Annotated in this window: 11 protein-coding genes; 8 read left to right on the top strand and 3 right to left on the bottom strand. The window is 42.9% G+C overall.

The window, feature by feature from the left end; genetic code table 11:
* The first annotated feature begins 63 nt into the window (after positions 1–63).
* From ACZ2XM_RS14560 to ACZ2XM_RS14545, 4 genes are all read left to right on the top strand, one after another.
* Positions 64–1,176 (top strand): FAD:protein FMN transferase, encoded by a 1,113-nt coding sequence (locus ACZ2XM_RS14560; protein WP_490589685.1) that lies wholly within the window; start codon positions 64–66, stop codon positions 1,174–1,176.
* A gap of 159 nt (positions 1,177–1,335) precedes the next feature.
* Positions 1,336–1,590, top strand: coding sequence for a (Na+)-NQR maturation NqrM (gene nqrM, locus ACZ2XM_RS14555; RefSeq protein WP_490589684.1), 255 nt, complete (start codon positions 1,336–1,338; stop codon positions 1,588–1,590).
* Positions 1,591–1,882: 292 nt separating this feature from the next.
* A complete protein-coding gene (locus ACZ2XM_RS14550) occupies positions 1,883–3,136 on the top strand; it encodes an MFS transporter (RefSeq protein WP_490589683.1) in 1,254 nt (417 codons plus the stop codon).
* Positions 3,137–3,436: 300 nt separating this feature from the next.
* Positions 3,437–4,759 (top strand): valine--pyruvate transaminase, encoded by a 1,323-nt coding sequence (locus ACZ2XM_RS14545; protein WP_490589682.1) that lies wholly within the window; start codon positions 3,437–3,439, stop codon positions 4,757–4,759.
* A 64-nt stretch (positions 4,760–4,823) separates the two neighbouring features.
* On the opposite strand, the gene ACZ2XM_RS14540 is transcribed toward ACZ2XM_RS14545, so the two are convergent.
* The gene (locus ACZ2XM_RS14540) at positions 4,824–5,357 is read right to left on the bottom strand and encodes a hypothetical protein (RefSeq protein ID WP_490589681.1); all 534 of its coding nucleotides are present in this window, start codon (positions 5,355–5,357) and stop codon (positions 4,824–4,826) included.
* A 354-nt stretch (positions 5,358–5,711) separates the two neighbouring features.
* On the opposite strand from ACZ2XM_RS14540, the gene ACZ2XM_RS14535 reads away from it, so the two are divergent.
* The 4 genes from ACZ2XM_RS14535 to ACZ2XM_RS14520 all read left to right on the top strand — a co-directional run bounded on the left by ACZ2XM_RS14535 (position 5,712) and on the right by ACZ2XM_RS14520 (position 14,641).
* A complete protein-coding gene (locus ACZ2XM_RS14535; protein WP_490589680.1) occupies positions 5,712–6,497 on the top strand; it encodes an arylesterase in 786 nt (261 codons plus the stop codon).
* 86 nt (positions 6,498–6,583) lie between these two features.
* The gene (locus tag ACZ2XM_RS14530; RefSeq protein WP_490589679.1) at positions 6,584–7,288 is read left to right on the top strand and encodes an ABC transporter ATP-binding protein; all 705 of its coding nucleotides are present in this window, start codon (positions 6,584–6,586) and stop codon (positions 7,286–7,288) included.
* 95 nt (positions 7,289–7,383) lie between these two features.
* Complete coding sequence (locus ACZ2XM_RS14525) at positions 7,384–11,541, top strand: NACHT domain-containing protein (protein WP_490589678.1); 4,158 nt, start codon at positions 7,384–7,386, stop codon at positions 11,539–11,541.
* 382 nt (positions 11,542–11,923) lie between these two features.
* On the top strand, positions 11,924–14,641 hold the full coding sequence (locus ACZ2XM_RS14520; RefSeq protein ID WP_490589677.1) for an ABC transporter permease: 2,718 nt from the start codon (positions 11,924–11,926) through the stop codon (positions 14,639–14,641).
* A gap of 92 nt (positions 14,642–14,733) precedes the next feature.
* On the opposite strand, the gene ACZ2XM_RS14515 is transcribed toward ACZ2XM_RS14520, so the two are convergent.
* The gene (locus tag ACZ2XM_RS14515) at positions 14,734–15,504 is read right to left on the bottom strand and encodes a lysozyme inhibitor LprI family protein (RefSeq protein WP_490589676.1); all 771 of its coding nucleotides are present in this window, start codon (positions 15,502–15,504) and stop codon (positions 14,734–14,736) included.
* 98 nt (positions 15,505–15,602) lie between these two features.
* Positions 15,603–16,034 carry a hypothetical protein gene (locus ACZ2XM_RS14510; protein ID WP_490589675.1) on the bottom strand — a complete coding sequence of 144 codons (432 nt, stop codon included), beginning with the start codon at positions 16,032–16,034 and terminating at the stop codon, positions 15,603–15,605.
* Positions 16,035–16,094: the final 60 nt, after the last annotated feature.

Genomic DNA, 16,094 nt, shown 5'->3' with positions numbered 1-16,094 from the left:
TATTTATCTAGAGTATTTTTCTTATAGCACTCCGCTGCTAATAACCGTCTCGATAGGATTATTATGAAAACGCTGTCTCAAATCGGCATTATGGCCAGTTTCTGTGGTCTAAGTTTAGTTACCCTGAGTGCCTGCCAGCAGCAGTCTCCGCAATATGGTCATATTGAGGGCGAAACCATGGGCACGAGCTACCATATTCGCTATGACCAAAGTACCGATGTCGATGCTGAGACGATTCAAGCCAAGGTGGATGAGCGGTTGGTGCAAATCAATGACAGTATGTCGACTTATCAAGACAACTCGCTGATTACCAAGTTTAATCTGCTGCCCCCTAGCCAAGCTGTGACGTTGGACCCCGATTTTATTAGCGTATTAACCATGTCAAAAGAAGTCTACCAAGCCTCGCAAGGGGCCTTTGATCCGACGGTTATGCCTTTAATCGAGACTTGGGGGTTTGGGGGCAAGCTCAGTGTGGACCGATTACAGAGCCCACCGTCAGAGGCAGATATTGCGAAAGCCAAAGCACTAATCGATTTTGACAGTGTCAAACTCAGCGGTGAATCCCTCAGTAAAACCAAACCTGGCGTCGAGTTGGATTTCTCAGCTATTGCCAAAGGTTATGGGGTCGATGCCATCGCGGATGTGCTAGCTAGAGAGTATCAAATTACCAACTATATGGTAGAGATTGGTGGTGAAGTGGCCACCTCGGGCGTGAATGAGCAGAATAAACCGTGGCAAATCGCCATCGATGCCCCGCTCTCTGACAGCACCGTCAACAGTCGCAAACCTATCTCAGTCATCCGCCAACCTTCGCGTACTTCTAAGCAGCAAGACCGGATGCATATCGCCACTTCCGGCAATTACCGCAACCACGTGATATTCAATGGGGTGAGCTACAGCCATACTATCGACCCTATCAAAGGTATACCTGTCGTTGGCGGTGCTCCTTCGGTAACCGTGGCCGCTGACTCCGTTGCCTTGGCCGATGCTTGGGCAACAGCGCTAACCGCGATGCCTTATGAGCAAGCTTTAAAGGTCGCGGATCAACAGAATATCGCAGCGCTCTTTGTAGTATCACGCCTGCCCGCTGGTGAAACCGCTAAAACTATAGAGGATTGGGAAGTGGTAGAGACACCAGCTATGCAGACTTTCCGTGGCGATAAACCCAAAAACTAAGGGCTGTTGTAGCTGGTAAGTTACTGACTCTGCGCTGTGAGGCGGAGTGGAATTTGCTATAATAAAGGCATTGCAGCGACTGGCATCATTCAGGTTGCTCCTAGCTATTTTAGTTGCTGCTGCCATTTTCTACCGCTATTATTGCGAAGAGGTGCTCTTATGCTCGCTCAACTTATCCCCATGTTTACCATCACCTTTGCGGTGTTTGTCCTGTTCTTTTTATTCATGGGCATTGGCTTTATGATCAAAAAAGAACCCTTACGTGGCTCTTGTGGACGCGTGGCTAACCTGATGGGCGATGAGCTCTGTCAGTTCTGTGGCGACGACCCGAACAAGTGTGACAATAGTACCGACACCCAAAAGGCAGAATACAATGCCGAAAAGGCAAAACAGCTGGGCAAACCGGTCGTTTAATGCTATAAAAGAACTATTGATAAATACTAAGTATTAGATATTACTTATGATAATCAAATTGTATCCATCCCCCGCCCTCCCCTTAGTCGCCATGCGGCAAGCCACGGAAGCAAATAATAAAATTCAAGCGTTATCTTAGTAAGACCTCTTTCTTGAAAAACTATCTAAGCCATCACCGTCTAAGGGGTGGCTTTTTACTGAAACCAAAAGTGTCACCGTACGGCGAGCTCTCGGCTAATCGCTGCCTTTTGCTCTGTCTGAACTGACACGATATTTATCTATAGTGATTGCTATGTCTCTATCTTCATCGACTTCTTCTCCTAAGGTGACCACGCCTTCTTTGCGGACGCAAACGCCGCGCTCTACCTTTTGGCTAGTGTTAATTGCCATCATGCTGTTATCTGCCAATATGCGCTCCCCTATCGTGGCGCTAGGCTCTATTGCCCCGGTTATTCAAGATTCGCTACAAATATCTGAAGTGCAAATTGGCTGGCTCGGTGCTATCCCTATGCTGATGTTTGCTTTAGGGGCGCTTATCTCACCCTCTATAGGCAAACGCTTTGGGTTAGAAAACACGCTAATCACTATGATTGCGCTGTTGACCTCAGGGATTGTATTACGCTCAGTCTGGGACACTTGGACGGGATTTTTAATTGGCACTATGATGCTGTCGCTAGCCATTGGCTTTGCAAATACCTTAGCCGCGCCGATTATCAAACAGCGCACCCCCAATAACATTCCGTTAATTACCGGATTGTTCAGTTTAACGATGACCGTAGTCGCAGGAATGGTCGCAGGGGTCATTTATCCCTTAACGACCGCCTTTGGCTGGCAATTGGCGCTCGGTGGCTGGGCTATATTAGGCGTATTCGCTATTATTTTTTGGATACTCTTGCGAGTCAAATTGGGCTCGTCACACCGCCTGCCCAATACGCTCGATACCTCAGTCGATGAAGATACCTCGATTTGGCGCTCAGCCTTAGCGTGGCAGTTGGCCGTATTCATGGGCTTGCAGTCGCTAATGTTCTATACCGTGGCGAGTTTTCTGCCCTCAATTTGGGCGGATAAAGGGCTCGATCAAGTCGCCGCTGGGCAAATGGCGTCTGTATTCCAATTGATGGGGCCTGCCGCTATTATTAGTATGACGTGGCTCATTCGCCGTGGGGTCTCTATCCAAAAAGTAGCGGTTGCCGCCGCCTCTTTTAACGTCATCGGGGCAGTGGGTATCGCTTATCTACCCAACTCGCTAGCTTGGCTCTGGTCCGGCAGTATGGGCTTGGGTTGTGCGGGTATTTTCACCATGTCGATTATGCTGTTTTCCTTGCGTACTTATACCCCGCATCAAGCCAGCAAACTGTCCGGTATGGTACAGACCATTGCTTATCTCATCGCCTTCTTAGGACCGGTAATGACCGGTTGGCTGCATGAGCGCGCGGGCAATTGGGATACGCCGCTATTATTAATCTTAATCTTGATGGTGATCAACGTAGGTGTGGCTTGGCTCGCCAGCCGACCGATTATGATTGATGGCAAACCCGCTCAATAAGGTAAGGTCAATCCACTCAAGTTTTGGCACAGAGTCACTGGTATAAGTTTGCGCCTGCCTCAGTCGTATTATGACTTCTAGCCAGAAAATTTATATCAGTGACTCGCAACGTACCCGTTCTAAACAGGATTGACTACAGCAAGCTGGGGCTTTAGCAATTTTTCACTAGAAGCTTTTTACTAGAAACTTTTCACTAAAAAGCCTGTGATTTATGGCTGAGCCCTCATTTATCGAAACTAGGTTTGCTATACTGCTGCCATCATTAAAATCTTTTGCTTCGATAAGAATAAAGGACACCCTATGAAGTTTTCGAAATTTGGTCAGCAATTCACTGAAACTACTGGCATCTCCCAGCTTATGGACGACTTAGGCGACGCGCTAAAAAGCCCAGAGCCAGTCAATATGCTTGGCGGTGGTAATCCAGCTCGTATTGATGCGGTGAATGAAATCTTTTTGGCCACTTATCAGGCGTTAGGTAGCGACGGCTTTGATAGTGGCGCTTTAGATAGCATGGTCAATTACTCGAACCCGCAAGGGGATAGCGGCTTTATCACAGCCTTAGTGGATTTCTTTAATCGTCATTACGATTGGAATCTAACTAGCGACAATATCGCGCTGACCAACGGCTCGCAAAACGCCTTCTTTTATCTGTTCAATTTATTTGGTGGTGCTTTTGCTAGCGAGACTGCTGACAATAATGGCGTTCAAGAATCCGTCAATAAATCCATATTATTGCCATTAGCGCCAGAGTATATCGGCTATAGCGATGTACAAATCGATGGCAAGCACTTCGTGGCGATTAAGCCGCATATCGAAGAAGTGACTCATGAAGGTGAGACCGGCTTTTATAAATACAGCGTTGATTTTGAGGCGTTGCGTGACTTAGCCGATCTAAAAGAAGGCCGTATCGGGGCTATTTGCTGCTCCCGTCCGACCAATCCTACCGGTAACGTGCTGACAGATGAAGAGATGGCAACCTTAGCGGATATAGCCAAGCAGTATGACGTGCCGCTTATTATTGATAACGCTTACGGCGCACCCTTCCCTAATATCATTTATCCTGATGTTAATCTTAAGTGGGACAGCAATACCATTCTGTGCTTTAGCCTATCAAAAATTGGCTTACCCGGTGTGCGTACTGGGATTATCGTAGCGCGCCCAGAGGTGATTAGCGCCGTGAGTGCTATGAATGCGGTGGTGAACTTAGCGCCTACTCGCTTTGGTGCCGCTATCGCTAAACCGCTAGTGGAAGACGATACGCTTAAGCAATTGTGCGATGAAACTATTCAACCTTTTTACGCTAAAAAAGCCAAACGTGCCGTGGCGCTGTTAAAAGAAGCGATGGGTGAGACTCCGATGCGGATTCATAAACCCGAAGGCGCGATTTTCTTGTGGTTATGGTTTAAAGATTTGCCCATCTCAACGACCGAATTGTACGAGCGCTTAAAAGCTAAAAATACCCTTATTGTGCCAAGTGAGCATTTCTTCCCTGGTCTTGATATCGAAGATTATCCCCACGCACACGAGTGTATTCGCATGAGCATTGCCGCAGATGACAAGACTCTAGTGAATGGGATTAAAGCCATTGGAGAAGTGGTTTGCGAGCTTTATGCGCAAGGCTAACTCAGACAGTAGGCATTAGCTAAACTGGATTAAATAATTGCTATCTATAAAAGGGCGGTCGCTATTAGCGTACCGTCCTTTCGCAATATAGGCCGGCGGATTTCACAAAATTACCGGGATGCTTTAAGAAACTTAGCGGATGGCTGGTCACCCTTAAGTCAACTTGTGCGCCAAAACATTCGCACTGCGCAACCGACATCGTATTGCTGCCGTTATCACGTGCGGTTAAGCACATGGTCTGGACGGCGCGGCCCACATAAGGGGCTAGACATTGCGCCATACCTTTTTGCGTTGCCGCTTGTGCTGCTCTTGTTGATGACTCACTGGCTAGCGACGTTAATATCGTATCGGAGGCGCAAGCACAGATAGTGTCGATGTCTGCTGACGAGTTAATCAAGCCCTCTTCTCTAAGGCTAGCCAGCTGCCCTCCTGGGCTCTCAAGCGCTTGTACGCAGTCTTCATAAACACTTAACGTCACTACTTCTGTTGCCACTGCATTACTACTCTCAAATTCGCCAATTTCGGGGGTCGCCAAGACGCCTAATGATAGCGATAGCAACACACCTGCTGCCAGTAAACGCTGCTTTAACTGAGTCATATTTGCCCTCGCTTATCCCTTATTACGCTTTATTATTCTTACTCTTATCCCTACTGTCATCCGCCCTTTTATCATAGCAATATTTTCCTTATCAACAGGATGATATTAGCGTTACATTTGGTAGGCCCTCCTATCTCTGACGCCTTTAGGTCGCCGTCACAATAGCTCTAGTGAATCCACTTAATGGCTAAGAACTTTTTGTTGAGCCTGCCGCTGTCTTTGATAACGGGCTATAACCAATTCTAGACAGCTAACCCCTGTTAAAACCGCTACTATGGATTTATAGAAATTGACGGCGCATTGGTTAGCTCATGCGCTATCACACTCATATCCTATCTAGAAAAGGGGCGGTAAATGCCAACGAAGATCATCAAAACTTTAGCAATGACCCTGCTAGCCAGCATGGCGTTAATCGGTTGCCAACCTACTCCTGATCCTGAAGTGAAAGAAGACGTTCAGCCAGATAGTGCAGTGATAACCGAAACTCAAACTGCCCCCACCACAGCGAGTGAAGATACTGCAGTAGTTAGCAGTGAGGAAGTGACGGCTCAACCCATTACGATATTGGCATTAGGCGACTCATTAACCGAAGGTCTAGGACTGCCTAAAGAAGAAAGCTATCCCGCACAATTAGAAGCCACATTAAAACAAGCCGGCTATAGCAACGTGACGGTTGTAAACTCAGGGCTGAGTGGTGAGACCAGTACCGGCTTGGTCAATCGCGTTGATTGGGCGCTCAAAACTAAGCCTGATATTACCATTTTAACCGTCGGTGCAAATGACGCTATGCGAGGTATCGAAGTGGATACTATTGAGTCGAATATTCGCAGCACGATTGAGCGCCTGCAAGCCAGCGGTAGTACTGTGATATTGGGTGGGATGCAGATTTATCAGAATTTGGGCAACGATTACGTAAAAACCTTTTCTGATATGTACCCGCGAATTGCTGAAGATACTGGGGTGGCTTTCATTCCTTTCTTTTTAGAGGGAGTGGCTGCCGATGCTGAGCTCAACCAAGATGACGCTATCCACCCGACCAAAGAGGGTTACACGCGTATCGTGTCAAATAACATTATTCCAGTACTAAAACCGGTCTTAACCGATGTGGTGGCGAAAAAATCAGCGCAACCTGCGGCTTAGCAAGCCTATAGCCCATTGCTTCTGACTTATTATAAAAATGAATTGTTGCCTTTAATATTTTAACCGCCTATTTTTGAGACTTTGCTATGACTGCTATCTCCCATTCGACTACGGAATCGTACACGGTAAAACCGCTGCTGCATGCCAGCAACCTGAGTAAAAGTGTCCTGCTAGGCGAGCAACGTATCGATATTATTAAGGGCATCGATATTGATATTAAGGCGGGCGAGTTTACCGTCATCATGGGTAAATCTGGCTCTGGTAAGTCCACGTTATTGGGGTTGCTTGCTGGTCTAGACTATCCGGATAGTGGCGAGGTTTGGCTAAATGGGCAAAACTTAACTCAGCTCTCTGAGGACGACTTAGCGCAAAAACGCCAGCAAGATATGGGCTTTGTCTTTCAGTCCTTTCATCTATTGCCCACGTTGACCGTCGCCGAGAATATCGCCTTTCCTTTAGATATTGCTCGCCGTCCTGATGCCGCTCGAGTGGAGGAGCTGCTCACTGCAGTGGGGCTTACGCACCGTCGCAATAGCTTGCCGCATCAACTGTCGGGTGGGGAACAGCAACGTACAGCTTTAGCCCGTGCTCTGGTCGCACGACCAAAAATTATCTTTGCTGATGAGCCAACAGGTAACTTGGATGAGCAAAATGCGCAGCAGGTGATGACGCTATTATTAGAGCTGCAGCAACAATCGGGCACGGCTTTAGTCGTAGTGACCCATGACCCTGCTTTGACTGAGCAAGCTAATCAGGTGATTACTATTTTAGATGGGCAAGTGGCAGGTTAGGTTTCAATATCTACTTACGGCAGCGATTCCTTCCTAATAAATCCATTATAGAAATAATATAGTTAAATCATACTAATAATATCTGAGAACAAGCCATGTCTATTGATTGGAAGAGCATTAGAACCTATGAACATTCTCAAAATACAGCTTTTGAAGAAGTTGTCTGCCAATTAGCCTTTAATGAAAATAAAGGAAATGGGCAATATGTGAGAGTCAAAGCTCCCGATGGTGGCGTTGAGTCCTATCTGATTCTAAAAGACGGTAGTGAAATAGGTTGGCAAGCCAAGTATTTCTTTGATATCCAAGACTCTCAGTTTAAACAAATCAAAAAATCTTTTGAGACGGCTATTAGTAAACATCCAAAGTTAACTAAATACTATGTTTGTTGTCCTATCGACAAGCAAGACCCTCGTATTCCTGACAAGAAATATTTGCAAGACAGATGGGAAGAGTTTGTAACTGACTGTCAGACGTTAGCAAGAAAACAAGGTATTACTATTGAAGTTGAGTATTGGGGAGCTTTTGAGCTTAATAATATGCTTCAAAAACCTGAAAATGCAGGAATGGTGAGATTTTGGTTCGGAGGTGATGATTTTTCAGATGAATGGTTTACTGATCAAGTAAACATTTCAATTAAAAACTTAGGTGCACGATACAGCGCTGAACTTAACGTTGAAATACATGATATATCTCATAGTCTCAATGCATTATTAAAAAATGAAGAGGCTAAGAATAATGTGTTTAAATACCTAAACTCACTATATGAAGCTTTGAGAAATTTAAGTCGTGATTGTGAAAAACATAACCTAGACCCTGACAGAAAAGCCAAGCATCTGTCAGGTATTTTAAATAACTATTGGAAAGGCATTGAAAATAACGTCCTACAGATACCCTCTTTTACTGATTTGATAACAGAATGCGACAACTTTATTGAGTTTTTAGGTAAAGCAAGCCAAGTTATTAATGGAGAGGAAGAAAAGAATTCATTTCGTGAAGAACTTTACCAACTTAGAAGCATCATTGATGACTTAGATAAAGCAACTTTTAATTTATTTAATTCCCCCTATCTTATTGTTCACGGGGATGCAGGTATTGGCAAATCGCACCTATTAGGCGATTTTTCATCAAACATTCTTTCTCAAAAAAAGAAATGTATCTTTATACTTGGTCAAATGATGACTGAAACAACTAATCCTTGGACACAAATTCTAAAAAACGAACTCAGACTTGATTGTAACGAAGATATTTTTTTAGGAGTGTTGAATACGATAGGTCAAGCTCAGCAAGAGAGAGTACCTGTCATTATAGATGCATTAAACGAAGGTGAGGGACGAAAATTCTGGAAAAATACCTTAGCAGGGTTTATAGAAAAATTTAGAAAGTATCCTTGGATAGCCCTAGTTCTATCAGTTCGTAGCGAGTATAAAGACGATATTATGGTTAATATAGCAGACGATATTAAAAATAGTAAAGTTAGCACCATCAAGCATTATGGATTTCAATATAACGTTTTTGAAGCCATTCAATCGTTCTTTAGCCACTATCAATTAGCTTTACCAAACGAACCTTTACTAATAAAAGAGTTTACTAACCCTCTATTTCTTAAAATTTACTGCGAGTATAGGAAAAACGCAAAAGCTGATTCATTTGAAGTAGTGATGTCAGATATTTTTAATCACTACTTTGGCTCAATCAACCAAAAATTGGCTGAGCAGTTCGGTTATAGAAGTACTTTAAACTATGTTCAGAAATCTTTGAAAAAGCTGGCTGAAGACATATTTTATCAAAATGGTATTGCAATATCCTATGAAACTGCAATACAGATAATTGATGATACAACTTATTCATTAAATTCAGATAGTTTTCTCCAATCCTTACTTGCTGAGAACTTGCTGACTTCTTATACCAATCAAAAAGATAATACTGAGGTCTTATATTTTGCCTATGAGCGATTCTACGATTATTTATCAGCTCAGTTTATTTGTGATGAGAACGCTGCCAAAAATGATTTTTTAAAGTCATTTAATTGTGATGAATCTAACGTTTATTACAAAGATAACAACTTATCGCAAGGCGTATTAAGCATTTTAGCTACTCTTATTCCTACTAAAATTGGTGCTGAGTTATTTGAAATCCTAGACGAAAATCATATCTATGATAACTACTCTCTGGGCTATGCTTTTATCAAAAGCTTATATTGGCGAGATGAGAATAACTTAAGTTTAGATAGCTGTAAGGATTTCATCAATAACAACCTATTTAGAAATGATAATTTATTTGCTGAATTTATTAATACTAGCTACCAAGTAGCTGGGAAAGCGCATCATCCATTAAATGCCAATAAACTTCATGACTGGCTATCAAAACATAGCTTATCTGATAGGGATAGCTTTTGGACTACCTTTATTAGTCGCGGATATTACGATGAAGACTCAGCCATCCTGACACTGATTGACTGGGCAAAAAAGTATGGGTTTTCTGAAAGCTTGTCAGCTAATAGTAGGTATTTGATAGGAGTCGCTATCAGTTGGACTTTTACTAGTACTAATATCCAGTTGAGAGATAATGCAACAATTGCTTTAACTCGTCTATTACAAAATCACCTTGTGATATCCGCCGACCTTCTAGTTGCTTTTAGAAAAGTGAATGACTCTTATGTGTATGAGCGTGTTCTTGCTTCTGTTTATGGCTCGATATTGTCCTCACAAAACCATATTGGTTTGGATAAGATATGCCGTTATTTAATTGAAGAGTTGTTCTCGGAAGAAGAGGTATATCCTAATGTATTGGTTCGGGATTATGCTCGAAACATTATTGAATATGCACATTACTATAATTTGGTTCCTATAAAAACAGAAGAACTGGCTTTAGTAAGACCGCCATATAAGAGTGACTTCCCCAAAGTCTTACCTACTAACGATGATATAGATTCTAAGTATAAAATTGATTATGAAGATAAGAGCATACCTAAATATCGTTTTATGCAAAATTCGATTCTAGATTCAATGACTACAGAATATGGAAGAGGTACTGGATGGTACGGTGACTTTGGACGATACACTTTTCAATCTCACCTCTATAACTGGGATAATATCGATATAGATAAACTTAGTAACTATGCTATTCAGTTAATTTTTGAAAAATACGGCTATAATGCTGATAAACATGGAGAATTTGATAGAAATTATGCCTCTAAAGGAGACAGTCATGAAAATCGAGTGGAACGGATTGGTAAAAAATATCAATGGTTGGCTATGTATGAAGTCGTCGCTAGAGTAGCTGATAATTTTAAAATGACTGATCCAGCAACAAAATGGAAAGAAGATAAAAAACTGGTTTGGTATAACGGTTCTGTTGAGCCATCCTTCAGAGACATTGACCCTACCTTTATTCCGCCAGAACCAGCAAACATGCGTGTTATAGAGTCACCTAAATACGATGGCTGGAGCGATGATTACGAAGCATGGGTCCTTTCAACAAACAAATTAATTGATTCTAAGGAGCTTATCGTAAATCAGTTTGACAATAATGAATGGTTATCTTTGCATAGACACATTGAATTTGAACCTAGTAAAAAATTAGGTCAAGACAACCTCTCAGAGGGTTATCAGCGTTTATGGTATATGGTAAAAGCTTATTTAGTAAAAAATGATGATTTTGAGACGGTCTTATCTAATATACAAAACAAAAACTTCATGGGGCAATGGATGCCTCAGCCAACAGAGCGTTATAACGATATTTTTAATTTAGAATACTATTGGTCGCCTCTATTGAAAATTTTCGAAAACGAATATTACGGTAGCTCTGGTTGGCAGCAAATTCATGAACGGCTTTCTGGCTTAAATGGAAACAGTCTTGGTTGTATATATATCTGTTCTGAGAACCATATTTCAGAAGGTATCAAAAACCGGAATGTAGGCTACAATGTTAGCGCCCCTACTCAACTAATATGTGAATCCTTAAACTTAAAAAATGACAAGTTCTCTGGCTCTTGGGCTAATGAGGCAAACAATGTAGTAATGTTTGATGCGTCATTATATGGAAATAAAGGTGGTAACAACTTAGTTATAAAGAAAGAATATTTAGAAAGATTACAAGAATCTACAGGTTGCAAAGTCATCTGGACTGTACTTGCAGAAAAAATTGCAATGTACGGAGGTCATCGTTCCACTGATAAAAGGTTAGATATCTCAGGAGTCTACCATTTGGAAGACGGTAAGTTACTTGGCGAGGATTATTACTTTGTTACATAACATACCTCACTTTCAACTTGATAGGACTTTATGTAGGTTGGCGCTTTTAGCCCATCAAAGTAGATAAAACTCATATAACCACTAGGTTAAAGCCACAGCTCACAGTTAATAAATTAGAAAAGTTGAGAATGAGGTATAACATATTTTAATAAAGTCCTAATAGTTGCCTTGGGATGAGTTTTAGCCCTGATAGTAGCGGCTATCCTTACGTGACCACTAGATTGCGGTGACTTAGCTAGGAGTGGTATCGAGACATCAGGAACGCTACTAGCTTGTACTCACCCGCTCTAGTGAGTCCGTAAGATAATAGCGAATAGCAGGATTAGCTCCCTATTTAACACTTTATTTAAACCTCTGATAAACATTGAATAGACCCGCCATTATGAGTAAACCTTCTGTTTCGCCCTCATCGTCCTCCAACCATTTTGTAAATCCAAGCAGCTTCTCATTAGGTAGCTCTTCATTAGGCAATAAAGCAGTCCGCCGCAGCTGGTGGCAACAATGGATTTACCCTTTATTGTTTTTATTGGCGCTATTGTTGTCGCTATCGACTTACCTGACGCTAGACTCTATCCAGCAATCGGTGCGTGATTATGTGGCAGACAATCAACGCGCCTTAGTGGGCGGTGACCTAATTTTGACTAGCCAGCAAGCATGGCCTGCCGCAGTATTAGAGACCGTCAAAAGCTTTGAGCCTGACGAAGTCGTTTACGATTATCAATTTAATGCGATGATTGCGAACTTTGGTGGTGGTGATGCCACGCTAGCGGAGTCTAACACTTCGATAGCAGCGTCTTCTACCCCATCAGTCACGCCTGCAGCAACATCAGTAACATCAACACCTGCTAATGAACTGACCCAGTTAGCGCGCATTAAAGCCGTCTCGCCAGCCTATCCACTGTACGGGGAAGTAGAACTCGCGTCAGGCAAACCGCTATGGCAACAACTTAAACCCAAAACGGTCGTGGTCGAGACCCAAGTACTAACTGGACTTGACGTTAAGATTGGCGATAGTATTAAAATTGGTGACGCTAACTTTACTATTAGCGATGAACTGCTCGCTGAACCGGATCGCCCGCTAACTGCGTTTGGTTTTGGGGCTCGCGTCTTGATGGGCAGCAATGATTTAGAGGCGACCAATCTACTCGGTCAACGCAGCCGCGTGAGCTACCGTATTGAGCTGGCAGGCGAGCCTGATAAGATTGCCACTGAGCAAGCTAACCTGACAAATTTATTAGAAAACCAACCTGAAATCGCCCTTACCGATGCTGATAATACAGATACTTCAGTCACGCAAGTCTCTGATAACGTGCTGATTTTCCTAAAGCTGTTGGTCATCGCCGTGCTATTTTTATCGGCTGTCGCCCTACTCAGTGTAGTCAAAGCGTTTGTGAGTCAGCAAGCCCGTACCAATGCCATCCGTCGTGCACTCGGTGAGTCGGTGAGCGCGATTAAACGCAGCTATTATCAAGTCTTTATCGGTATGGTACTGCTCGCTTGTGTAGGCTCCGTGCTGCTTAGTTTCGTTATACTGAAAGTCGGTGCACAATATCTCACGGCGGTACTGCCCCCCGATATTGGCTTAGCGATCAATCTATTGAGTGTGCTGAAAATCAGTGTTGTTGCCTTAGTGATTACTTTGCTAATCGTACAGCACAGTCTTTATGCGGTCACCCATACTAAGCCGTCAGCCGTGCTACAACAGTCGGCACAAAATGTTCGTCAGCATCCGCCTTTAACTTGGTATGCGTTAGTAGTCATTGCCGCCTATGCCTTATTAGCTTTTGAGTTTAGTTCGCTGCTAAACGGGTTAAAAGTCCTCGGTGGCATGCTGGTATTGGCAGGGAGTTTTTGGTTATTAGCGCGGGGTTGGTTATGGCTACTGGCTAAGTTAGCGAGCAAGGGCAAGCTTGGTTGGATGGGCCGCACGGCGATTCATAACTTATCTCGCAAAGGCAATCAGTCGGGGCTATTTTTCGTTACGCTAGCCTTATCGGTAGCCGTGCTGACCATGATTACGCTACTCAATCACAGCTTAACCACCCAGTTCGTCAATGCTTATCCTAAAGATGCGCCCAATCTGTTCTTGCTGGATGTCCAGAGCGAACAGCATGATGAATTAGATAGTGTCATAGATACCGATATTACTTATTATCCGGTCATTCGTGCTCGGGTTAGTGATGTGGGTGGCACGCCTGCTGACGAGATTGAATCGGGCAGTAGCGATGACCCTACGCGTATCTTTAACTTAAGCTACGCCGATAGTGTCATGGAGACCGAGTATATCGACACCTCGGTTGAGGCTGACCAACTCTATGCGCCAGTTACAAATAAAGAAGATAGTAAAAATAACGCTACTGCTGATACTGCCCCATTTGACGCACCTGTGCCCATGTCGATACTCGATACGGCAGCAGATATGCTTGGTGTAGGACTGGGTGATCAAGTTCGCTTTGATATTCAAGGGATTGAAATCGTCGGGCAAATTACCAGTATCCGCAAACGCTATGAGCAAGGCCCGAGTCCGTTCTTTTACTTCTTATTTGAACCGAGTGTATTAGAGGATGCGCCACAAATTCAGTTTGCTACGACTAAAGTGGAGCCTGCAGAAATACCGCAAATTCAGACCAATCTGGCGCGTAAATTCCCAGCTATTACCACAATTGATGGTGGTGCTATTGCTAAGCAAGTACAAGGTTTTGTAGCGCAGATGAGCCGATTGGTAGAAGTATTTACCTTATTGGCATTAATCACCGGCATTATGGTACTCATCACCTCGCTACTATCAACCTCGCAAGATCGTTTACGCGATAGTGCTTCGTTCCGCTTACTCGGTATGCAGACGAGTGACCTGTATAAAATTAATATTTTAGAGATTGGTTTATTGGGGGTAAGCGCGGGGCTTATAGCTGTGTTAGGAGCCAGTGCTGGTGCGTGGGTGCTGATAACGAAGTGGTTTGATTTGCGCTTTGCGGTACCATGGGGGAGCTTTGCGCTTGGGGCAGTGATGTTAATGGCAGTACTATTAATTATTGCTATTACCTATGTGCGCTTGGTCATTGGTAAGGAAATTATGGCTCGGGTTCGGGGGATGGTTTAGGTTTTTCGATGCTTTGGTGGGTTACGCTACCGCTAACCCACCCTATATATTTGTAACCTTCCTAAATATTTTAACATTTAAGTTTTTTGCACTCATTTTCTCTCAAATACAATCCCATCAAAATAACCGCGCATACCGCAATTTAACTCTCGATAGCTGCTATCGATATCTTTCAATAATAACTGATTTTTGCCTTTATAAACTGCCGGATATAGACGTAGTTCAGCAGTCTTACTGCCTTGACGATCTTTTAACACCCAATGGTTCTCTGACCATCTTGCTGTGGCATTTGATATTTCACACGTATGAGCATTCTTAAAAATCAAAACACTCTCGATTTTACTAAGATAAGCGTTGTTTGAAACTTTATTAATAGCAAGTGAATTAGTTGCATCTCCCATATTTTCCCAACGCTGAGTATCTGAGTTATACATAGATATATTAACACGGTTAGAAAAATTGCCAAAAGCAACCTTACTAGGTATTGGTTTATTTCCATTATCTTTAGTATGACCCACAGTACTAGAGCTCTTATTATTTGTATGTTCTTTATATTCTCGAACAAGGCAGGCTTCACTTTTACAAGTATTACGTTGAAAGCTTAACCATTTAAACTGGCCATCACGAACTTCTTCCTTATATAGTTTACTATCTTCATATTCAAATGCTTTTGCTAAGTTATTTTTATAATTCTTTGCCATAGCTTCATCCAATCGAGACAGCTCAGGATTACTACAGATAGTTTTTTCGACCCAGGTACTGGCTTTACCGCAATCAAAGCTGGCCGAAAAAGCTGGCATGGCGAGTAGACTAGAACTTAGAAGACCGATAGCGGTTAGGGTGGTAAAGTTGAATAGTTTCATACGGTTCACTCTTGTTAAGATACGTGCTTTAAAGAATACAAATTATAATTATAGGGAAGTCTTGTATTCGCTAGTAAAGTATTAACTGGGCTAAAGCTTCAGTCTACAAAAGCCTTACTCCCTCTTGGATAAAAGAGCGTAGTCCATTTACTTAGCACAAACAGCATATAGGGCAATAGACAGGTATTGATAAGGTCGTGAAGACTAGCTGCCCAATGTAGTTGACCCCTTGCCATCAGGGTATAACGCAAGTCTAATACCTCAGCCATAAGCGCAATTGCAGTAGTTATTAGTAACGCTAGCACGCCACTTCTCACAGTATAGCGACGTAATATAAGCAAAGACAACAGATAGATACTGACGCCTGCATAAATATGTAAGGCATCTTTTTCAAGCCCCGTGACATAGATTAAACCCATTTTTAAGTGCTGAAAATTCAAAGTGTACCCCTCATTGTCGGACGCTATTTTTATAATAATCGACTTTAATAGTAGCGGTTCATAACGGCAGTTACCAACATAATAGGCCATAAAAAAAGGCAGGTCCTGCTTTCGCAAACCTGCCCTACTTATTACGACTTTCACACTATT

Source organism: Psychrobacter sp. CoH-33_TS_01 (assembly GCF_058189395.1).
The sequence above is the reverse complement of the archived record's forward strand: the minus strand, read 5'-3'. Positions and strand labels throughout refer to the sequence as shown.